This window comes from Streptomyces mesophilus (genome assembly GCF_040300965.1).
In the GTDB taxonomy this organism is placed as follows: domain Bacteria; phylum Actinomycetota; class Actinomycetes; order Streptomycetales; family Streptomycetaceae; genus Streptomyces; species Streptomyces mesophilus_A.
Window position 1 is genome coordinate 67910 of sequence record NZ_JBEPEW010000018.1, and the last position, 19883, is coordinate 87792.

Consider the following 19883-nt stretch of genomic DNA (forward strand, 5'->3'; position numbering starts at 1 on the left):
CGCCGGGACCCGTGACGCGTCAGTTGGCGTGGACTCCCGCGGCCTTCGCCGCCTCGGAATCCGCTACGACAGTATCCCCGGCCTCGTCGATGCTGAGAGCCCCGGTCATGATGGCGACGACCTCCGCCATCGAGTAGTCGCCCGGCTTGATCACAGCGGCGCGCCGGCCGAGGCGGTGGACGTGGATCCGGTCGGCGATCTCGAAGACATGCGGCATGTTGTGGCTGATCAGGACGACGGGCAGGCCCTTGTCCCGGACCCTGCGGATCAGGTCGAGTACCTGACCGGACTCCTTGACGCCGAGGGCGGCCGTGGGTTCGTCCATGACGACCACCGAGCGCGCCCAGGCGACCGCGCGGGCGACCGCGACGGCCTGGCGCTGGCCGCCGGAGAGGGTCTCGACCGACTGTGTGAGCGAGCGCAGCCCGATCTTCAAGTCGGCCATGTGCTCGGCGGCTTCCTGGCGCATACGCTTCTTGTCGAGCATGCGCAGGGTGCTGCCGAGGAGACCGGGGCGGCGCAGTTCGCGGCCGAGGAACATGTTCGATGCGATGTCCATGGAGGCGGCCACCGCGAGGTCCTGGTAGACGGTCTCGATGCCGTGGGCGCGTGCGCTCTGCGGGCCGGAGAAGGTGATGGGTTCGCCGTTGAGCCGTATCTCGCCCTCGTCCGGGGCCACCGCGCCGGTGAGGGCCTTGATGAGGCTGGTCTTGCCGGCTCCGTTGTCGCCGATGACCGCGAGAACCTCGCCGGGCAGCAGATCGAAGTCGGCTCCGTCGATGGCGGTCACATGGCCGTAGCGCTTGACCAGACCGCGGGCCTGGAGGACGGGGGTGGGGGAGGAGATCGCGGCCATCGGGCCTTCCATGGAGGTCATCGTGCCTTCTTCCGGGAGATCTGGTCGACGGTCACCGCGAGGATCACGAGGATTCCGGTGATCAGCGTCTGGTAGATGGAGGCGACCCCCATCAGCTGCAGTCCGTTGCGGAAGACTCCGACGATGAGGACACCGATGAAGGTGCCCAGGACCGAGCCGCGTCCGCCGAACAGGCTGGTGCCGCCGAGGACGACCGCGGTGATGCTGTCGAGGTTGTCCGTCTGGCCGGCCTGCGGATCGCCCACCCCCGTACGGGAGATGAGCAGCAGTGCGGCGATGCCGTACAGCAGACCGGCGGCGGTGTAGACGCCGATGGTCAGGCGGGAGGTGCGGATGCCGTTCAGGCGTGCGGCCTCCGGGCTGTTGCCCAGGGCGTAGACATGGCGACCCCAGCCGGTGCTGCTCAGCGCGTACGCCAGGAGGAGGAAGAGGCCGATGGTGACCAGGGAGCCGTAGGTGATGTCGGTGTTGCCGAGTGGGAAGGTCTCGCCCAACGCCGTGAGGGGCCCGGGCAGGTTGGAGATCGTCTGTTCCTCGGAGTAGATGTGCGTCAGCGCGAACGCCACGTTCAGCATGCCGAGGGTGACGATGAACGGCGGCAGCGGGATCTTCTGCACCAACAGGCCGTTGAGCAGCCCGAATCCACCGCATACGCCGATGCCGAGGGCGATGGCGACGAGCGGCGGCAGAGAGCCCTCGGCCGCCATCTTGGCGATCACGATGCTGCCGAACGCCATGACCGCTCCGCAGGACAGATCGATGCCCGCGGTGAGGATGATCAGCGTCTGGCCGATGGCGAGGGTGCCGACCACCATGACCTGCTGCACGATCAGGGAGAAGTTGCCGCCGGTGAGGAACTGATCGGTCGATACGGAGAAGAAGGCGCAGGCCACCAGGAGGGCGACCAGGGGCCCTGTGGTCGGTGCCGCGAACAGCCTGCGGGCCGTGGACGGCGCTGCGAGCTCGGAGTACGGCGTGGTCGTTGCTGTCATGCCAAGTCCTTGTCGGAATACGGGGGTTGTCGTCCTTGTGGGGCGGCTCAGCCCCAGCAGTTCTCCAGCCCGTAGCCGGTGTCCTCGGACGTGACCCCGTCCTGCGCCTTGTCGGTGACGAGCGTGACCCCGGTGTCGGTGTAGCCGGACGCCTTCTTCTTGTCGTCCTTGGCGTAGTTCACGACAGCCTCGACCCCCTGCGCGGCCATCTTCAGCGGGTACTGCTGCGAAGTGGCGGCGATCTTGCCGTCCTTGACCGCCTGGGTCCCGGTGCAGCCGCCGTCGACCGAGACGATCAGGACGTCCTTCTCCCGGCCCTTGGCCTTGAGCGCGGTGTACGCGCCGAGGGCGGCCGGCTCGTTGATCGTGTAGACGACGTTGATGTCCGGCTCCTTCTGGAGGCAGTTCTCCATCGCCGTCTGCCCCTTGGCCTGGTCGCCGCCGGTGTCCTGGGAGCAGACGACGGAGGGGTCGCCCTCCTTGATGCCGAAGCCCTTCAGGAAGCCGTTGTGCCGCTGGACGCCCACGGAGACACCCGGCGCGAGGTCCAGAGTGGCGATCTTCGCGGACTTTCCGGCCATGGCGGTCTTCGCGTACTGGCCGATCAGCTCACCGGCCTTGAGGTTGTCGGTGGCGAACAGGGCGTCGACCGCGCTCTGCGGCTCCGTCGGGGTGTCCAGGGCGATGACCAGGACACCCTTGGCGCGGGCCTTCTCGATCGCGGGCACGATGGCCTTGGAGTCGCTGGGGGTCAGCAGGATGCCCTTGACGCCCGAGGCGACCATGTTCTCGATCGCCGTGACCTGTCCGGCGTTGTCACCGTCGAACTTGCCCGCCGCAGTGAGCAGTTCGGCTCCATGCTCCTTCGCTGCCTGCTCGGCGCCCTCCTTCATCTTCACGAAGAACGGGTTGGTGTCGGTCTTGGTGATCAGGCCGACCTTGACGCTGTCCGAACTGCCGCCGGCGGGGCCCGATCCGGAGCCGGATCCGCAGGCCGCGAGCGTGAGTGCCGCTGCTGTGGTGAGCGCGGCGGCTGCGAAGGCGGAGCGGGACGTACGAGTCGTGAGGGTGGAGCGGGACGTACGGGTGGTGCGTGACATGGCGACTCCTGTGGGATGGCTGGCGGCGTGGGTCGGGCCGGGTCGGGTCGGGCTCTGAGCACTGCGCGAGTGGCCTCAGGGGTCCGCCCGATGTCATCGTTGACTTATGTCATCGTTGACACTGCCTGGCGAGGATGATGGACTCCGCATCCCGGCAACGTCAATGCCTTCCGCTCGTCACAAATCGGCAACGCACCTTCCGGCCCCGGTGAACCGGCAACGGTCCAGTGCCTCGTGACGCCGTACGGAGTCGAGCGGCGGCGGTGCCGCGCAGGTGCGCCTTTGCCTGCACTTCAGCCTGCACTTCAGCCTGCACTTCAGCCCGCACTTCAGCCCGTACTTCCCGCCCGTACTTCCGAGAGAAGAGCTGCCCATGACTCCACGTCAGATCACCGTCCTCGGTGAGTGCGTCGCCGACGCCTTCACCGAACCGGCAAGCGCCACCGGCGAATTGGCGCTGCGCGTGCTGCCGGGTGGCGGACCTGCGAACACGGCAGTGGCCCTGGCGCGGCTCGGCACCTCGGCCCGCTTCCTGGCCCGCATATCCGGGGATGTGTTCGGCCGTCTGTTCCGCGGCCATCTCGAGGCATCCGGCGTGGATCTGTCATACGCCGTCGAGGCGGCCGAGCCCAGCACGCTGGCTGTGGCCGAGCTGGACGCGCAGGGGCAGGCCACGTTCTCGTTCCATGCGCAGAGCACGTCCGACTGGCAGTGGAGCGCCGAGGAGCTGGCGCGCGTGGACCTGTCCGGGACCGCCTGCGTCCACACCGGATCCCTCGCCCTGGTGCGGCAGCCCGGCGCGCCAGTGGTGGAGGACTTCCTGGCGGCAGCGTCCCCCGGAGCGACGATCAGCATCGACCCCAACGTCCGGCCCCTGCTGGTCCGGCCGGAGGTCTACCGCGACCGGCTGGCGTACTGGTGCACCCTCGCCGACGTGCTGCGGCTGAGCGAGGAGGACTTGGAGATCCTGCTGCCCGGCACCTCGCCCGAGGAGGCGTGCGACATCTGGCATGCGGCGGGTGCGCGGCTCGTCGTGATCACGCGCGGCGCAGGCGGAGTGCTGGCCTCGCTCGACGGTGAACGTCTGCAGATGCCGGCCACCGCGGCGGTCGTCGTCGACACCGTGGGCGCGGGGGACTCCTTCACCGCCGGACTGCTGCACCATCTCGGCACGAGAGGTCTGCTCGGCGGCCGGCTGCCGGACGTGCGCCTCGACGACGTGGCGGGAGCCTGTCGGTTCGCCTCCCGGGTCGCGGCCCTGACCTGCTCGGTTCCCGGCCCCAACCCGCCGTGGCGGAGCGAAGTTGAGCAGCTCGCCACCAGTGGGCGCGGTTGAGGAGCGGTGCGGTGCTCAACTCGCGAGCCGTGCGGCGTTCAGCCTGACGAGCCGTGCGGCGCTCAACGGGGCTTTGTGCGCGAACCGTTGACGCGACGGCCGACTCGACTCCATCATCGGCTCGCCGGTGTCATCGATGACATAAGTCAACGATGACACCGACCCGGCCCTTCACTCCACCTCCCTCCGCACAGGAGAGATCATGAGCTCTGTACGCGAATCCCGGCCCGCCCGCAGACGGCTGATCGCCGCCGTGGCAACCGTCTGCGCCATGTCCGCCGCAACGCTGCCTTCCCAGGCCGCCACGCTGCCGTCCCGAGCCGCGGCGTCCGACACTCCGCCGGACTCCCCGCCGTTCTCGGAGAGGTACCGCCCCCAGTTCCATTTCTCGCCGCAGAAGAACTGGATGAACGACCCCAACGGGCTCGTGTACTACAAGGGCGAGTACCACCTCTTCTACCAGTACAACCCGAACGGCAACTCGTGGGGCGACATGTCCTGGGGGCACGCGGTCAGCAAGGACCTCGTCCGCTGGAAGGAGCTTCCGCTCGCCTTGTCGCACGATGACAAGGAGATGGTGTTCTCCGGCAGTGCGGTCGTCGACTGGGACAACACCACCGGGTTCGGTACGGAGCAGGACCCGGCCATGGTGGCGATCTACACCAGTCTCGACAAGGCCACCGGTGTGCAGGCGCAGGCGCTCGCCTACAGCACCGACCGGGGCCGCAGTTGGACCAAGTACGAGGGCAATCCCGTCCTGGACATCGGGTCCAAGGAATTCCGGGACCCCAAGGTGCAGTGGTACGCGCCGACCAAGAGCTGGCTGATGACGGTCTCGCTCTCCACCGAGCACAAGGTGCGGTTCTACTCGTCGAAGAACCTCAAGGACTGGGAGCTGCTCAGCGAGTTCGGTCCGGCCGGCGCGACCGGTGGGGTCTGGGAATGCCCCGACCTGTTCCCCCTTCCCGTCGACGGCGACAGGAAGAAGACCAAGTGGGTCCTTGTCGTCAACATGAACCCCGGTGGGATCGCGGGAGGTTCGGGGGCCCAGTACTTCGTGGGCGACTTCGACGGCAAGAAGTTCACCGCCGAGGACTCCGGTACGTACACCCCGCCTGCCGGAACCGTCGTGCAGGACTTCGAAGCAGCCGACTTCGGCACCTGGACCGCCACCGGCACCGCGTTCGGCGACGGTCCGGCGGCAGGCGCCTTGGCAGGGCAGTCGGAGGTCACCGGATTCGACGGCGCGCGGCTCGCCAACAGCTTCCACGGCGGCGACGCCACCACCGGCACCCTCACCTCGCCCGAATTCACCGTCGACAGCCGGTACTTGAACTTCAAGGTCGGCGGCGGACGGCACCCGCACAAGCCCGGCACGGTGCCCGGGCCGGCCGATCCGCCCGCGGGCACGGTCCTCGCCGATTTCGAAGGCGGCGACTACGGCGACTGGACGACGACCGGCAACGCCTTCGGTGCGGCACCCGCCGCCGGCACCCTGCCCAACCAGCAGGAAGTCGACGGGTACTTGGGCAAGGGCCTGGTCAACAGCTTCCGGCAGGGCGACTCCACCACGGGCACACTCACCTCGCCGGAGTTCACCGTCGACAAGGACCACATCAACTTCCTCGTCGGCGGCGGCAATCATCCGTCCAGTGCCGAGAACCCCACGGCCGTCGAACTCCTCGTCGACGGCGAAGTCGTCCGCAGCACGACAGGCAAGGACGGTGAGGCACTCAACTGGGCCTCCTGGGACGTCAAGGCGCTGGCCGGCAAGACGGCGCGGATCCGCATCGTCGACGATCACACCGGTGGCTGGGGCCATATCAACGTCGACCACATCATGCTGTCCGACGCCGCGGCCCAGCCCGTCTCCCGCGAGACGGCCGTCAACCTCCTCGTCGACGGCAAGGTGGTCCGCAGCGCCAGCGGTACCCACACCGAGTCCCTCGACTGGGCCTCCTTCGACCTGCGACCGTACGCGGGGAAGAAGGCCCGGATCCAGCTCGTCGACCGGAACACCGGGGGCATGGGGCACATCCTCGCCGACCAGTTCACGACCGCCGACGCGCCGGCCGAATCCACGGTGCAGCGCGCCGCTTGGGCCGATTACGGCAAGGACTACTACGCGGCGGTGTCCTGGGAGAACGCACCGGGCGGCAAGCGCTACATGGTCGGCTGGATGAACAACTGGGAGTACGCGGGCGCCACCCCGACCTCCCCATGGCGCAGCGCCCAGAGCGTGCCCCGGCAGATGGCCCTGCGTACCGTGGACGGCCGGATCCGGCTGACCAGTGAGCCGGTGGGCAGCCTCAAGTCGCTGCGCCAGGAAGACGCGGCGACGGCCACCGGCGTCACGGTCACGAACACCTCGCGGCCGCTGGGCGGACAGTCGGCCACCGGGAAGGCGCTCGACATCGAGGCGACCTTCTCCCTCGAGGACGCCGAGCGCTTCGGCCTGAAGGTGCGCACCGGCGCAGGCGGCGAAGAGACAGTCATCGGCTACGACGCCACCACCCAGGAGTTGTACGTGGACCGCACGCGCTCGGGTGCCGTCGACTTCAGCGACAGCTTCCCCGGCGTCCAACGCGCACCGCTGAAGGCCGAGAACGGCAAGGTCAAGCTGCGGATCCTCGTCGACTGGTCGTCGGTCGAGGTCTTCGGAGGCAAGGGCGAAGCCGTGATCACCGACCAGATCTTCCCCGACCCGGACGCCCGAGGAGTGGAGATCTTCGCCGAGAACGGCTCGGTGAAGCTGGACAAGGCCCGCGTATGGCGCCTCGACTCGTACCGCGACTGATCCGGCCCGACCGCGAAGGACTCGACACAGTGCGCAAGACCAACACCGAGCCCAAGCCCGATGCCAAGCCCAAGCCCGATGCCAAGCCCAAGCCCGATGCCAAGCCCAAGCCCGATGCCAAGCCCAAGACCCTGCTCGCCGAGTTCACCGCACGCGAGGGAGCGGAGGGTGAGGTGTCCCGGCTGATTCGGGAGTACGCCGGCAAGGTGCGTGATGAAGAGGGAAACCTCGCCTTCGAGATCTACACGAAGGCGGCGTTCCCGCGGGCTTTCTGGATCTTCGAGGTGTACGAGGACGAAGCAGCCTTCCAGGCCCACCTGAAAGCTCCGTACGGCGCCCCGTTCAACATGGCACTCGCCCCGCTGATAGAGGAGGACGCCTCGGTGCTGACCTTCCTTGATGCGGTGGAATGACGGTTTGGACGTGGAGCGCCGCGAACTCCGCAGCTCCGTCTGCGGAGTTCGCGGCGCCGACGCGTCGGCAGGGCCGGTTCACTCGCCCGTGGTGCTCTCGGCCTCCCAGCGCAGCAGGTCGCCCGGCTGGCATTCGAGTACCTCGCAGAGGGCGGCGAGCGTCGTGAAGCGCACCGCCTTGGCGCGGCCGTTCTTGAGTACCGCCAGGTTGGCGGGCGTGATCCCCACTCGGTCGGCGAGTTCGCCCACGGACATCTTCCGTCTGGCGAGCATCACGTCGATGTCGACGGTGATCGGCATCAGATCACCTCGTCCAGCTCGGCCTGGAACTGTGCCGCCTCGGCGTCGCGGGCGACGGCCTGGGCGAGCAGCATCCGCAGGACGAGCACGATGAGGGCGACTCCCAGGACGGCTACGCCGATCCCGCCCATGATCACGGTGACGCCCGGGTCGTCCCGCTGGCCGGGCGCGTTGACGGCGGTGACCGTGAACCAAACGAGTGCGGCCGCGACGATCGCGCCGATGATGCCGTCGACGTAGCGGAAGGCGGCGTGGGAGAAGACGGTTCCACGTCGCACCATCGTCACCAGTCGCCATACGCAGACGAGAGCGACCTGGACCGTCCCGATGCCCACGATCGTGATCACGCGCAGCGGTGTCAGCGGGAGCGACCCGTCCTCCGGGTCATTGCCGCTGACCAGAGCCCACAGCATCAATGCCTGTACGAACACGGTGCCGGTGAACACCACCACGAGCACGGCGCGCAGCGCGCGCACGGTGAGCTGTCCCATATGCCATCTCCTCATCGATAAGCGATGGGAATCTATCGAAACTCGATAGGTGGCGCAAGCTCGAGCCGGAACGTCGCCGATCGATGCCCAATGCGCCGGCTCCGGCAGCCGGTCAAAAGGCTGAGCCCGGTCAGGGACCCGTCGGGCCCTTCGGGCCGCGAAGCGAGGACTACCGCCGGACGGAGCGATGCCCCAGGTGCGAGACCCTGGTCGGACGCAAACAGGGGCAAGGCCCCCACCGGGTTCACCGGTGCGTCTTCTGCAAGGGAGCACCATGTCGAGCGCCCGCTCTGTCGTGTCGTCCGCCAAGCGCCTCTGGCGTGGTCTGAACCGTCCCGAAGCCGCGGTGCTGCTGGAATCGGACAGCCTTCTCGTGCAGACGCCCGAGGCCGGTGCGATCTGTCCCAGCGGCAGTGAGCAGAGCGTCACCTGGTGGGTCGTGGGCCAGGCCGGCGACGTGGTGGACATCGAACTCGTCACCTTGGCAGGGACCCAGGTCCGTACCGAAGCCGTCCTCGCCACCGAGATCGGCACGGACGACCGCCGCGCCGTCGTCACCGTGCCCGACCTCGCACCGGGCACCTACCGGGTCTTGGTCACGTCTGCCGCCGGCATGCTCGACGCGTACAGCGGCCCGATCACTGTCACCGCAGCCTGAGTCACGCTGCTCGGCGCATCAGTGCGAGGGGCGTTGCGGATGCCCTGTTCGAGGAGTTCGTCGGCGAGCTGCCGGTCGGTCAGGGCTCGGGAGAGCTGCGCAATGTCCCGGCCAGCATGCCGAGAAGGCCGAGTGCCCGCACACGGGCCGACGGTGGGTCGTCGGGCGCGAGCCGGGCGGCGAAGCCGTCGATGACGGTCAGCAGGCCGTCGGTGTACGCCTGTCTGGTCGCTTCCGTACAGCGCCCGATCCCGTCGAGCAGGGCGGCGTTGGGACACCCGTCGCCGGGGTTGTCCCGGTGAGGGGCTACTTGGGCGGCGACGGCGGGGGCGTCGTCTGCCGGACCTCGTGGTCCAGGGACTCGGAGTAGCCCTCGACGGCGTGCTTCGACGCGACGTAGAGAGCCATGAAGGGCTGGGGTGCGATCCCGAGCACCGACGAGATGTTGATGACGCGTCCGCCGCCCTGGGCGCGCATATGCGGCAGTACGGCCGGCCGGATTCCGTCGGCCGCCGCGGTGTGAGGGGGCCGCTGGTGTCAGGCCGTTGCCGCGAGCGTCCGCTTCGGGTGAGGGCGCAAGGGCATCCATACGCTGACGACCTTGCCGTCCGAGCAGAGCATGACGCTCACGTCGCCGGACAGCCGCTCCACGAGCTTCCATCCGTAGCCGCCCGGCGCCTCCGCATCGGTGGCGTCGGCGCGCGTGGCCGGGAGCCGGAAGGAGTGGTCGGCCACCTCCAGGGCCACGCCGTCCTCTTCGACGTGGATACCGAAGGCGGCGATGCCACCCCCGTGGTTCAGTGCGTTGCTGCACAGTTCGGAGGTCACCAGGAGGATGTCCGCGACGCCGGGATCCCGGGTCAGCTCACGGCCGTTGGCCCCGAACCGCAAGGCGAGCAGGCGCTTGACGCGCGCGCGTGCCTCGGCGGGTGTGCCGGGCGGCGAGTGCCGGTCGGGTGATCCACTGCCGTGGCGGAAGTGCCGGTGCATGGGGAGTGCCTCTCTTCGGGTGGGACGACGGCGATCTGAGTGCACCTCGTCGTGGCGTGTGCCCGACCTCACACCGCTCATGCCCGTCTGCCCGTATCCGTGCAGCCGGTTACCACCTTCGGCCGTACCCGGGCGCGAGCCGTTCGCTGTTCCGGCGCGCGCTGTGCGGGACGTACCGCCGAATGCCCCTCAGTCCGCGCCGGGTTCAGAGGGTGAGGGCCGATCGGGCCGCGTCCAGGGCCTGTTCGGCGTAACCGCGGCCGAACAGGACCGTGTGCACCAGAAGCGGAAAGAGCTGGTGCAGTGCGATGCGGGTGCGCCAGCCTTCGGACAGCGGGGCGATCTCCTCGTAACCCTCGACGACCGAGGGCAGTTGGGGGCAGCCGAAGAGATGGAGCATGGCCAGGTCCGTCTCCCGGTGGCCGCCGTGTGCCGCCGGATCGATCAGATACGGATGGCCGTCAGCGCCCCACAGGACGTTGCCGTTCCACAGATCCCCGTGCAGCCTGGCCGGTGGTTCGGCCGGACCGGCAAGGCCGGGCAGCCGGTCGCAGAGCTCCTCGACGGTCTCGGCCTCCCGCGGCCGGATCGTGCCGTGATCCACGGCGGTGCGCAGATACGGCAGGACACGATGGTCCGCGTACCAACTCGGCCAGCTGTCCTGGGCGTTGTTGACCATCGGCGCCTCTCCGATGTACGCCTCGACGGGGCCGCCCGGCGGCGGGGCGCCGAACGCGGGGGCGCCGGCGCGGTGCATCCGTGCCAAGGAGCGCCCCAGTTGCACGGCCGCGGAGCGACCGGGTGGTCCGGTCACCACCCGCTCGGTGACCAGCCACCGTTCGTCCCACCCGTGGAGCAACGGCACCCGCACGGTTCCTGACGCGGCCAGCCACTCCAGGCCCGTGGCCTCGGCCCGCGTCGCCCCCGGCGCACGGTTCTGCTTCACCATCACCGAGCGCCCGTCGAGCAGTTCCACCTCGGACAGGGCCCCGGAGCGGTCCCGCACCCCGGACACAGTGCCACCGGTGTGGAGTGCGGCTGCTGTCGCGGGATCCGTGGGGGACATCCGGCCAGGGTAGGCCCGCGCCGTCAGACCAGCGGCGGGACCCGCTCGCCGGCCGGCGGGGGCCCCGGCGCGGTGCCGTCGCCGAACGGCCGGCCGCCCAGCTCGTCCCGCCCGTGCTGCGTCAGCCAGCCGCTCGGATCGGGTCCCAGTGGGACGATCCCGGTCGGATTGACCGTGCGATGCACCCCGTAGTAGTGGGTCTTGATCTGCTCGAAGTCGATGGTGTCGCCGAAACCGGGCGTCTGGAAGAGGTCCCGCGCGTACGCCCACAGGGCGGGCAGCTCGCTCAGCTTGTGCCGATTGCACTTGAAGTGACCGTGGTAGACGGCGTCGAAGCGGACCAGCGTGGGGAAGAGCCGCACATCCGCCTCGGTGATCGCGTCGCCGACCAGGTAGCGGCGCGTCGTCAGGCGCTCCTCCAACCAGTCGAGCCTGTCCCACAGTTGGCGGTACGCCTTGTCGTACGCCTCCTGCGAGGTGGCGAAACCGCACTTGTAGACACCGTTGTTGAGGTCCGTGAAGACCTTGGCGGCCACGTCGTCGATCTCGTCGCGCAGTTTCTCCGGATAGAGGTCCGGCGCCCCGTCCCGGTGATGTGCCGCCCACTCGCTCCCGAAGTCGAGCGTGATCTGTGCGAAGTCGTTGGTCACCACCTGCCCCGTCGGAATGTCGACGAGGGCGGGCACGGTGATACCGCGCGGATAGTCGGGATCCCGCTTGAAGAACGCCTCCTGCAGGCGTTCGATGCCGAGCACGGGGTCCCTGCCGCCGGGGTCCAGATCGAACGACCAGCTGCGCTCGTCGTGCAGCGGTCCGGCGATGCCCATCGAAAGCACGTCCTCGAGCCCCAGCAGACGCCGTACGATCGCCGCCCGGTTCGCCCAGGGACAGGCGCGGGCGATGATCAGGCGATAGCGCCCGGGCTCCACGGGGAAGCCGTCGCGGCCGTCGGCCGTGATCCGCGTCGTGATGTAGTTCTGATCCCTTTTGAACTCTCCACCACCAGCCATACACCGAGCCTAGACGCCGATGAGTTCCGGTGGCGCGCGGAGTCATCTCCGATGACCGGAAATGCGGCGCCGTACGACGCCGCCCGCACCAGACACCGCGGAGAACCCATGACGACCGAACTGCCCGGCCGCCCGCCCGTCGCCGACCTCCCCACCTGGCAGGCCGCACGCGACGAGCTGCTGGTACGCGAGAAGGCGCACACACGTGAGGGAGACGCGATCGCGGCGGCGCGGCGGCGGCTGCCGATGGTGGAGTTCGACGGAGGCGTCGAGGTGGTCGGCGCCGACGGGGCCGTGCCGTTCCTCGACCTGTTCCAGGGGCGCGAGGAGCTCGTGGTCTACAAGCACATGTGGTACGACGGCGCGCCCCACCAGGGACAGTGCGAGGGCTGCACCACCACGGCCTGGCACCTCGACGACTCCGTCTATCTCAACGCCCGCAACGTCTCGTTCGCCGTCGTCACCACGGGCGCCTGGGACGAAGTCGCCGCCTACGTCGAGTTCATGGGCTACACCCAGCCCTGGTACTCGGTGCGCGGCGTCGACGAGCCGGCCGGCGGCGAGATGGGCTACCTCACGAGCTATCTGCGCGACGGTGACCGTACGTTCCTCACGTACTCCACGACGGGCCGCGGCAACGAGCGCGCGAACCCGGCCCTCGGTCTGCTCGACATGACACCGTACGGCCGCGGCGAGCAGTGGGAGGACAACCCCGAGGGCTGGCCCAAGGGACTCGACGCGTGCTGGTCCTGGCGCTTCGACGCGGAGGGCAACCCCACCTGGGGCCCGACCGGCCGCCCCACACCGCAGTGGACCCGCCCGGGCGCGACTGCGGTGGAGACACTGGGCCGGATGACCCACTGCCACTGACGCTCAGGCGCGGCACAGACAGAACGGGTGGCCTGCCGGGTCCGCGTAGACGCGGAAGCCGCGGCGGCCGTTGTCGTCGTCGAGGTCCAAGGGCATGGCGCCGAGCGCCAGGGCCTGGGCCTCGGCGTCGGCCATGTCCGTGACCGTCAGATCGAGGTGCAGTTGCTGGGAGTTGGTGTCGGCGCGCGGCCACTGCGGCGGCTGGTGGCCCGGAGCCCGCTGGAACGCCATGCGGTGGCCGCCCGGTGCGTACAGGTCGTACCAGTCCTCGTTGTCCTGTTTGATCTCGCCGCCGAGCAGAGCGGCGTAGAAGCCGGCGAGGGCCGCGGGGTCGGGGCAGTCGACGGCGACCAGGCAGTACGTGGCGACCGGCATGGGGATCAACCTCCTGTGTTCCGGTGTCTTTGCTCGGGTGACTTCGTTCCGGGGACTTCGCTCCGGCGGCTTCTCCCGCGTCACTTCTCGCCGGCGAGTGCCCTGCCAAGACCGTCTGATGCGGCCCGGACGTCGGGCCGAGGCTCCGAATTCGTTCCCTGGCTCACCCATCTCCTGCGGTACGCGGGGTACCCGCGAGGCTCCGGTGCCGTGAAGGGATGGACATGGAGTGGATGAAACGGGCCGAATGCGTGCGGGAGGACCCGGAGTTGTTCTTCCCCGTCGGCACGACAGGCCCTGCGCTGCGGGACCTCCAGGACGCGAAGGCGGTGTGCGGTCGGTGTCCGGTGGCGCGACAGTGCCTGGACCTGGCGCTGCGCAGCGGACAGACGTCCGGCGTCTGGGGCGGTACCTCGGAGGCCGAACGGGTGCCGATGCTGCGGGCCCGGCGCCGCAGGGAGCGGTACGGCACCCGTTTCCGCTGAACCGATGGGAACCCCGTATCCGCCGAGGACGCAGGGGCCTCACTGCTGCGCGAACGGCACCGGTTCACGTCCCTTCGGCTGAGCGGGTGTGCGCGGCGGCGTCAGGTCGGGCAGCGCACGGGTCTCGGTGCGCTCAGGGGCGAGACGCACCTCCTCGCCGTGATGGCGTATGACCAGGGGCTCGCCGCTGAGCAGCGTGTACTCCGCCGCGTCGCGCGTGATGCGCACGGAGATCCGGCGGCCGAACGCGGTGATGCGGAACGCGAGGCGGAAGAGGTGGCCGGGCAGCCGCGGTGAGAAGGAGAGGTCCCCGCCCTGCCGGCGCAGCCCGCCGAAACCCGCGACCAGGGCGATCCAGCTGCCCGCGAGCGAGGCGAGATGCAGGCCGTCGCGGGTGTTCTGCTCCAGGTCGAGCAGATCGATGAGCGAGGTCTCGCCGAGATAGTCGTACGCCAGGTCCAGATGCCCCGTACGCGCGGCGACGACCGCCTGGAAGGCGGCCGACAGGGACGAGTCCCGCACCGTCAGCTCCTCGTAGTACGCGAATGCCCGCGCCTTCTCCTCGTCGGTGAACGCGTCCCCGCGCAGGAAGAGCGCGAGCACCAGATCCGCCTGTTTGATCACCTGGCTGCGGTAGAGGGCGAAGTAGTGGAAGTGGTGCATCAACGGGTACTGGTCGGGGTGCGTGGCGGCGAAGTCCCAGCGGGCGCGGCGAGTGAACCCGGCCGACTGCTCGTGGACCTGGAGTTCTTCGCTGTACGGGACGGCCATGGCGTCGGCGGCCCGGCGCCAGCAGCGCACCTGCCCTTCGTCGACCCCCAGGCGCCGTGCGGCCTCCGGGTGCCGCTCCACCGCTTCGGCGGCGTCGCGGAGATTCTGCTGGGCCATGAGATTCGTGTAGAGGTTGTCGTTGGTCAGGGCGCTGTACTCGTCGGGACCCGTCACCCCGTCGATATGGAACGTGCCCGCATCGTCGTGATGCCCGAGCGAATGCCACAGCCGTGCGCTGTGCACCAGGATGTCCACGCCGATGTGCCGTTCGAACTCCTCGTCGCCCGTGCACTCCACATAGCGCACCGCCGCCGCGGCGATGGCCGCGTTGACGTGGAAGGCGGCGGCACCGGCCGGCCAGTAGCCCGAGCACTCCCGGCCCGCGATGGTGCGCCAAGGGAACGCCGCACCCGCGAGGCCGAGTTGGCTCGCGCGCTCCTGCGCCAGGGGCAGGGTGCTGTGCCGCCACCGCAGGGCCTGGGCCACGGCGTCGGGGTCGGTGTAGGTGAGGATCGGCAGGATGTACGCCTCGGTGTCCCAGAAGCAGTGCCCCTCGTAGCCGGGACCGGTCAGACCCTTGGCGGGGATGGGCTGTTCCTCGGCCCGGTCGCCCGCCTGCAGCACATGGAACAGGGCGAACCGCACGGCCTGCTGGAGCCGCTGGTCGCCGCGCACCTCCACATCCGCACAGTCCCAGAAGGCGTCCAGGCGCCCGCGCTGTTCGTCGGCGAGCCCCTGCCACCCCGTATGCCGGGCGGCGGCCAGTGCGGCGTCCACCTGATCCCGCAGGGCCGGCAGCGAGCGGGTACGCGACCAGCCGTACGCCACCGTCTTGTCCACCCGCAGCCGCTCGCCGGGGGAGAGCCGGCCGACCACGGTGAAGCGCGCGAGATCGGGCTCGGCCTCGGAGGTGCCCTGCCAGCCGTCCGGCCCGTCCACCCGGTGTTCGGCGGCCACGGCGACGCGCAGCCGGCTCTTGTCGGTGGTGTGGATCAGGCCCAGATGCACGTCGGAGGCGTGATGTTCCTCCGAGCGCAGAGGCGACTGCAGCACGGTCGAGCCGCGCGGGTCCCCGTTGTGCGGCGGCAGTTGCTCATTGGCCACGAGCTCGGACTGCACGACGACCCGCGTCTCGTGCGAGACCGGCTCCACCTCGTAGCGGATCGCGGCCACGGCGCGCTGGGTCAGCGAGACGAGCCGGGTCGAGCGCACCCGGACGCGGCGTCCCGCGGGCGAGGTCCAGTCGACGGCGCGGTGCAGTTGTCCCGTACGGAAGTCGAGGGTGCGTTCGTGGTGGTGCAGGGTGCCGTAGCGCAGGTCGAAGGGTTCGTCGTCGACGAGCAGTCGCATCACCTTGCCGTTGGTGACATTGATGACGGATTCGCCGAAGTCCGGATAGCCGTAGCCCGCCTCGGCATACGGCATGGGGTGCAGCTCGTGGACACCGTTGAGGTAGCTGCCGGGCAGCCCGTGCGGCTCGCCCTCGTCGAGGTTGCCGCGCCAGCCGATATGGCCGTTGGAGAGCGCGAACAGCGACTCCGTCTGCGGCAGCACATCCAACTGCAGGGATTCCTCCCGGACTTGCCAGGGCTCGGTGGTGAAACCGGAGTGCGTGATCACGGGCGGCCCTCCGCTCGTCGGACGCCGGCCACGGTGTCGATACGGGTCATCGAGGACGGGTACCGCGCACGCGACGGATCAAGCCCGGGGCCCCTCAGCGGCCGACGGGGGTCTCGTCCGCCATGTGCGAGAGCTTCTCCGGGTTGCGGACGTGGTAGAGGCCGGTGATCAGGCCCTCGTCGATCCGCACGGTCAGCACCCCGTCCAGGTCCCCGCCGATCCGGATGATCAGCGCCGGATGCCCGTTGACCTGGGCCGGTTCGACCGAGCCGGTCTCCTTGAGCCGGGGCAGGGCGAGCCCGAGGAAGGAACCCACCTCCGCGGCACCGGCGAGGGGATGCAGCAGTGCCTGCTTGACCCCGCCGCCGTCCGTCAGCATCACGACATCCGGTGCCAGCTTGTCGAGCAGACCCTGCAGATCACCGGTCTCGACGGCGTGCCGGAACGCGTCGAGCGCGCCCTGCGCCGCGTGCGAGGTGACGGTCTCGCGGGGCCTGCGCGCCGCGACATGGCTGCGGGCGCGGTGCGCGATCTGGCGTACGGCCGCGGGGGACTTGTCGACCGCGGCGGCGATCTCGTCGTATCCGAGGGCGAAGACCTCCCGCAGCACGAACACCGCGCGTTCGGTGGGCGAGAGCGTCTCGAGGACGAGGAGCATCGCCGTCGAGACGCTCTCCGCGAGCTCTACGTTCTCGGCCACGTCCGGGGCGGTGAGCAGGGGTTCGGGCAGCCACGGCCCGACGTAGTCCTCCTTGCGGCGCTTGAGCGAGCGCAGCCGCATCAGCGCCTGCCGGGTGGTGATCCGCACCAGGTACGCCCGCGGCTCACGGACCTCGTCGAGCTCCACACCGGTCCACTTGAGCCACGTCTCCTGCAGCACGTCCTCGGCGTCCGCCGCGGAGCCGAGCATCTCGTACGCGACGGTGAACAGCAGATTGCGGTGCTCGACGAAGGCGGCGGTGGCGGGGTCCGTGGACTGGCTCATCTGCGGCTCCTCGGTGCGGTCGGAAGGCGGTCACCCATGGGATGCCGGACCGTGCGGATCTGTGACAACGCCCCCGAAGGTCGTCTCCTTCCGGACCCCGGGCAGGCCTGTGCCCCACGTCACCCGAGCCCCGTATCCACAGGGGTGAATGGCCGCCGGACGGTGGGGCACCCGGTCGATCAGCACTCTTCCCTTTCCGCCCAGGAGGCCTGTCAGATGACTGCCGTGAACAGCCCGGTCCCCGAGGCCGACATCAAAGCCACCGGGGAAGTCCTGCAGGGCGCGCTCGTCGATCTGCTCGATCTGTCGCTGATCGCCAAGCAGGCGCACTGGAACATTCTCGGGCCGCGGTTCCGCTCGATCCATCTGCAGCTCGACGAGGTCGTCGCGACCGCACGTACCTACGCGGACACCATCGCCGAGCGCTCGTCGACCATCGGGGTCCCGCCCGACGGACGGGCCGCGACCCTTGCCCGGCACTCGGATGTCGCCCAGCCGCCGGACGGCTGGCTGCAGGAGCACGCCGTCGTCGAACTGCTCATCGACGCACTCGCCGGGACGATCCGGCGGATGCACGAACGCATCCGGATCACCGGGGACACCGACCTTGTGAGCCAGGACGTCCTGCTCGGGCTGACCGCTCAGCTGGAGAAGCACCACTGGATGTTCCAGGCCGAACACCCCAAGCCCCAGTAGGGCGCCGTCCGGGCGGCGCCCCACCGGGCCGCCGTCAGGGGCGCTCGCGCTCCGCGTCCACGATGCCGCGCTCCAGGACCGCCGACGCGCCCAGGAACGCTCCCGCGTCGCCGCGGAAGGTGTCCTTCGTCAAAGTGTCGCGCTGCCCCAGGTAGGACAGCGTCTTCCTGTCGAAGACCCAGGTGGTGCGTACGGACGAGAACGGGTCCACACGGGCGATGCCGATTCCGTGCCGGCCCTTCGCGTCCACGGCGTCGGCCACCTCGGTGACGCCGGGCAGCTTGGCGGCGGCCTTGTAGAGAGCCGCGGCGTTCGCCGGCGGGAGCACCGTTTCCGCGATGAGGTTGCCGATCGCCTCGAAGACCGCCTGGTGAGCGTCCGTCACGTCGCTCGGCTCGGTCTGCGCGTACAGGAGATCGAGCAGCGCGTCCGGGTCGGTGGGCAGTCCGGCCAGCCAGGTGTACGTGGGCCGGTGGATGCTCTCCGGAGTGCCCTTGGAGGTCTCGCCGTCCGGTACGCCCTCCTCGATGGGGAAGTAGTCGCCGTCCTGGTGGATCAGCCCGTACCGCAGCGCCGGGCCCGGCCGCTGCGACATCCAGACCTCGCGCGGTGCGGCGGGGGTGACCTCGACCCTGCCGTTGAAGTCGCCCTGGTTGCCAGTCTGCAGGGAACGCACATAGACGAACTGGTCGGCCCGTACCTTCGCCGGTCGGGTCTCCTCGGCGGCCGCGGCGATCCGGTCGAGCAGGACGATCGCGCCCTGCTGGTTCTGTGCCTCGATCCGGTTCCCCTTCGCCGGGCCGGCGCCGGGCTGCCCGTCGGATCCGGTGCCGAGCACGACGACCAGCGCCCCGGCGACCGCGAGCGCGGCCGGTACGAGCAGTGCCGGGCGCACCCGCGGGCGGCGCCGAGGTGCGGATGCGGCCGCCTGGTCGTTGTCGATCAACTGCATGAGCTTGTCCTTGTGATGGCGGTGAACGCCCGCGGGGAGCGCCCTCTCGGGCGGCACCGGAAGCAGTGCGGCGACCTCATCGCGTGCGGCCCGGTCGGGGCCGGATGCCGAATTCATCGGGGCGGTCATCGAGTTGCCTCCTGTACGGGCAGAGCCGCGAACGCGGCGCCACTGTTCTTCTCTCCGCCGTCCCCGGACGGTTCCCGCCGGACCAGGACCTCCTCGTCGGCGATCCGGCGCAGTCGTGCGCGGGCGCGCGACAGCCGCGAACGAACCGTCCCCACCGGGATATCCAGCGCCTGCGCGGCCTGCTCGTAGTCCAGACCGGCCCACACGCACAGGGCCAGAACCTCGCGCTCCGGGCGCTTCAGCCTGCCCAACGCCGCCTGCACGGCGGCGAGTTGGCGTGCGTCGTCGATACGGCCCGCGGTCTCGTCCGCGAAGTCCGCGACCGGAGGCGGCGCCGGGCGCCGGGCCAGGAAGGCGAGGCGCCGGATCCTGCCCCGGTTCGCGTTGTGCGCCTTGTTGGTGGCGATGCCGAGCAGCCAGGGCTTGAGGGAGCCGCCCTCCGGTTCCACCCGCTCCCGGGTCCGCCAGGCGTCCAGGAACGTGTCGGACATGATCTCCTCGGCCGCCGACCAGTCGCCGGTCAGCCGCAGGGCATGGTGGTAGACCGCCCGGGCGTGCTCCTCGTAGAGCTCCGCGAAGGCCTCGCGGTCGCCCGCCCTGATCCGTTCCCGCATCCGTACTCCATGCCGTTGTCGCCGTTCCACCTCACATCACGTCCTCTCCGCGGCTTGCGGCGGGTTCCCGTGTTACGGGTCACAGGGGGTGTGGGGCCGTGCGGAGTGGGACAGCGGGCGTGCCGGAGGACGTGGGAGCTGTGCGAGGGGGTGTGCCTGAGCGGCGGCCGGGCGGGTACTCGCGACGGATGAACGCCATGAACGCCATGAACACCGGGATGAACGTCATGAGTACCGGCTGGACCGAGCAGGCCGCCGCACGGGGCGCCGCGGTCGGTGTCGTGCTGGCCCTGGTGGGGCTCGCCATCGTGGGCATGCTCATCGGGGCGTTCGTGTGGGGCCGCCGCAGGCAGGAC

Annotated in this window: 21 protein-coding genes and 2 pseudogenes; 8 read left to right on the forward strand and 15 right to left on the reverse strand. The window is 69.7% G+C overall.

Annotation, left to right across the window (positions count from 1 at the left end):
• Positions 1-19: 19 nt before the first annotated feature.
• Genes ABT367_RS09730 through ABT367_RS09740 form a run of 3 tightly spaced genes read right to left on the reverse strand, consistent with a single transcriptional unit; the run spans position 20 to position 2969 of the window.
• Complete coding sequence (locus ABT367_RS09730) at positions 20-856, reverse strand: ATP-binding cassette domain-containing protein (protein ID WP_352251400.1); 837 nt, start codon at positions 854-856, stop codon at positions 20-22.
• A 17-nt stretch (positions 857-873) separates the two neighbouring features.
• Positions 874-1869 carry an ABC transporter permease gene (locus ABT367_RS09735; protein ID WP_352251359.1) on the reverse strand — a complete coding sequence of 332 codons (996 nt, stop codon included), beginning with the start codon at positions 1867-1869 and terminating at the stop codon, positions 874-876.
• 47 nt (positions 1870-1916) lie between these two features.
• Positions 1917-2969 (reverse strand): sugar ABC transporter substrate-binding protein, encoded by a 1053-nt coding sequence (locus ABT367_RS09740; protein WP_352251361.1) that lies wholly within the window; start codon positions 2967-2969, stop codon positions 1917-1919.
• Between the two features lie 373 nt (positions 2970-3342).
• Here ABT367_RS09740 and ABT367_RS09745 point away from each other — a divergent pair, with 373 nt between their 5' ends.
• From ABT367_RS09745 to ABT367_RS09755, 3 genes are all read left to right on the forward strand, one after another.
• A complete protein-coding gene (locus ABT367_RS09745; protein WP_352251363.1) occupies positions 3343-4305 on the forward strand; it encodes a carbohydrate kinase family protein in 963 nt (320 codons plus the stop codon).
• Positions 4306-4507: 202 nt separating this feature from the next.
• Entirely contained in the window at positions 4508-7102 is a 2595-nt protein-coding gene (locus ABT367_RS09750; protein ID WP_352251365.1) for a GH32 C-terminal domain-containing protein, read from the forward strand.
• A gap of 131 nt (positions 7103-7233) precedes the next feature.
• Entirely contained in the window at positions 7234-7515 is a 282-nt protein-coding gene (locus tag ABT367_RS09755; protein WP_352251402.1) for a putative quinol monooxygenase, read from the forward strand.
• A gap of 78 nt (positions 7516-7593) precedes the next feature.
• Here ABT367_RS09755 and ABT367_RS09760 read toward each other — a convergent pair whose 3' ends face one another.
• On the reverse strand, positions 7594-7815 hold the full coding sequence (locus tag ABT367_RS09760) for a helix-turn-helix domain-containing protein (RefSeq protein WP_352251367.1): 222 nt from the start codon (positions 7813-7815) through the stop codon (positions 7594-7596).
• Entirely contained in the window at positions 7815-8306 is a 492-nt protein-coding gene (locus ABT367_RS09765; RefSeq protein WP_352251369.1) for a DUF2975 domain-containing protein, read from the reverse strand. Before ABT367_RS09765 ends, ABT367_RS09760 begins: the two co-directional genes overlap by 1 nt.
• A 274-nt stretch (positions 8307-8580) precedes the next feature.
• On the opposite strand from ABT367_RS09765, the gene ABT367_RS09770 reads away from it, so the two are divergent.
• Positions 8581-8964: a Ser-Thr-rich GPI-anchored membrane family protein gene (locus ABT367_RS09770; RefSeq protein WP_352251371.1), complete on the forward strand. Its 384-nt coding sequence runs from the start codon at positions 8581-8583 to the stop codon at positions 8962-8964.
• On the opposite strand, the pseudogene ABT367_RS09775 reads toward ABT367_RS09770, so the two are convergent.
• The 5 genes and pseudogenes from ABT367_RS09775 to ABT367_RS09795 all read right to left on the reverse strand — a co-directional run.
• Positions 8889-9265, reverse strand: a pseudogene (locus tag ABT367_RS09775) (hypothetical protein); the annotation flags it as partial. The gene ABT367_RS09770 and the pseudogene ABT367_RS09775 overlap by 76 nt on opposite strands.
• 35 nt (positions 9266-9300) lie before the next feature.
• A pseudogene (locus tag ABT367_RS09780) lies at positions 9301-9456 on the reverse strand (SDR family NAD(P)-dependent oxidoreductase); the annotation flags it as partial.
• Between the two features lie 45 nt (positions 9457-9501).
• Positions 9502-9954 (reverse strand): ATP-binding protein, encoded by a 453-nt coding sequence (locus ABT367_RS09785; protein ID WP_352251373.1) that lies wholly within the window; start codon positions 9952-9954, stop codon positions 9502-9504.
• 205 nt (positions 9955-10159) lie between these two features.
• Positions 10160-11020 carry a fructosamine kinase family protein gene (locus ABT367_RS09790; RefSeq protein WP_352251376.1) on the reverse strand — a complete coding sequence of 287 codons (861 nt, stop codon included), beginning with the start codon at positions 11018-11020 and terminating at the stop codon, positions 10160-10162.
• Positions 11021-11043: 23 nt separating this feature from the next.
• Positions 11044-12030 (reverse strand): glutathione S-transferase family protein, encoded by a 987-nt coding sequence (locus tag ABT367_RS09795; RefSeq protein ID WP_352251378.1) that lies wholly within the window; start codon positions 12028-12030, stop codon positions 11044-11046.
• Between the two features lie 108 nt (positions 12031-12138).
• Between ABT367_RS09795 and ABT367_RS09800 the strand changes: the two genes are divergently transcribed.
• Positions 12139-12900: a DUF899 family protein gene (locus ABT367_RS09800; RefSeq protein ID WP_352251380.1), complete on the forward strand. Its 762-nt coding sequence runs from the start codon at positions 12139-12141 to the stop codon at positions 12898-12900.
• Positions 12901-12903: 3 nt separating this feature from the next.
• Here ABT367_RS09800 and ABT367_RS09805 read toward each other — a convergent pair whose 3' ends face one another.
• Positions 12904-13275, reverse strand: a complete 372-nt coding sequence (locus tag ABT367_RS09805) for a VOC family protein (RefSeq protein WP_352251382.1) — start codon at positions 13273-13275, stop codon at positions 12904-12906.
• A 224-nt stretch (positions 13276-13499) separates the two neighbouring features.
• On the opposite strand from ABT367_RS09805, the gene ABT367_RS09810 reads away from it, so the two are divergent.
• Positions 13500-13760, forward strand: coding sequence for a WhiB family transcriptional regulator (locus ABT367_RS09810; protein ID WP_352251384.1), 261 nt, complete (start codon positions 13500-13502; stop codon positions 13758-13760).
• Positions 13761-13799: 39 nt separating this feature from the next.
• Here the strand turns inward: ABT367_RS09810 and ABT367_RS09815 are convergent, their stop codons facing one another.
• Both ABT367_RS09815 and ABT367_RS09820 read right to left on the reverse strand, forming a co-directional pair.
• Complete coding sequence (locus tag ABT367_RS09815; protein WP_352251386.1) at positions 13800-16151, reverse strand: glycoside hydrolase family 65 protein; 2352 nt, start codon at positions 16149-16151, stop codon at positions 13800-13802.
• A gap of 94 nt (positions 16152-16245) precedes the next feature.
• Positions 16246-17136, reverse strand: a complete 891-nt coding sequence (locus ABT367_RS09820) for an RNA polymerase sigma-70 factor (RefSeq protein ID WP_352251388.1) — start codon at positions 17134-17136, stop codon at positions 16246-16248.
• A gap of 216 nt (positions 17137-17352) precedes the next feature.
• Between ABT367_RS09820 and ABT367_RS09825 the strand changes: the two genes are divergently transcribed.
• Positions 17353-17832 (forward strand): Dps family protein, encoded by a 480-nt coding sequence (locus ABT367_RS09825; RefSeq protein ID WP_352251390.1) that lies wholly within the window; start codon positions 17353-17355, stop codon positions 17830-17832.
• A gap of 34 nt (positions 17833-17866) precedes the next feature.
• Here the strand turns inward: ABT367_RS09825 and ABT367_RS09830 are convergent, their stop codons facing one another.
• The gene (locus tag ABT367_RS09830; RefSeq protein ID WP_352251392.1) at positions 17867-18913 is read right to left on the reverse strand and encodes a CU044_5270 family protein; all 1047 of its coding nucleotides are present in this window, start codon (positions 18911-18913) and stop codon (positions 17867-17869) included.
• On the reverse strand, positions 18910-19527 hold the full coding sequence (locus ABT367_RS09835) for an RNA polymerase sigma factor (RefSeq protein WP_352251394.1): 618 nt from the start codon (positions 19525-19527) through the stop codon (positions 18910-18912). The genes ABT367_RS09830 and ABT367_RS09835 overlap by 4 nt, the downstream gene beginning before the upstream one ends.
• A gap of 227 nt (positions 19528-19754) precedes the next feature.
• Here ABT367_RS09835 and ABT367_RS09840 point away from each other — a divergent pair.
• A partial coding sequence (locus ABT367_RS09840) for a DUF6479 family protein (RefSeq protein ID WP_352251404.1) occupies positions 19755-19883 on the forward strand: 129 nt, incomplete at its 3' end.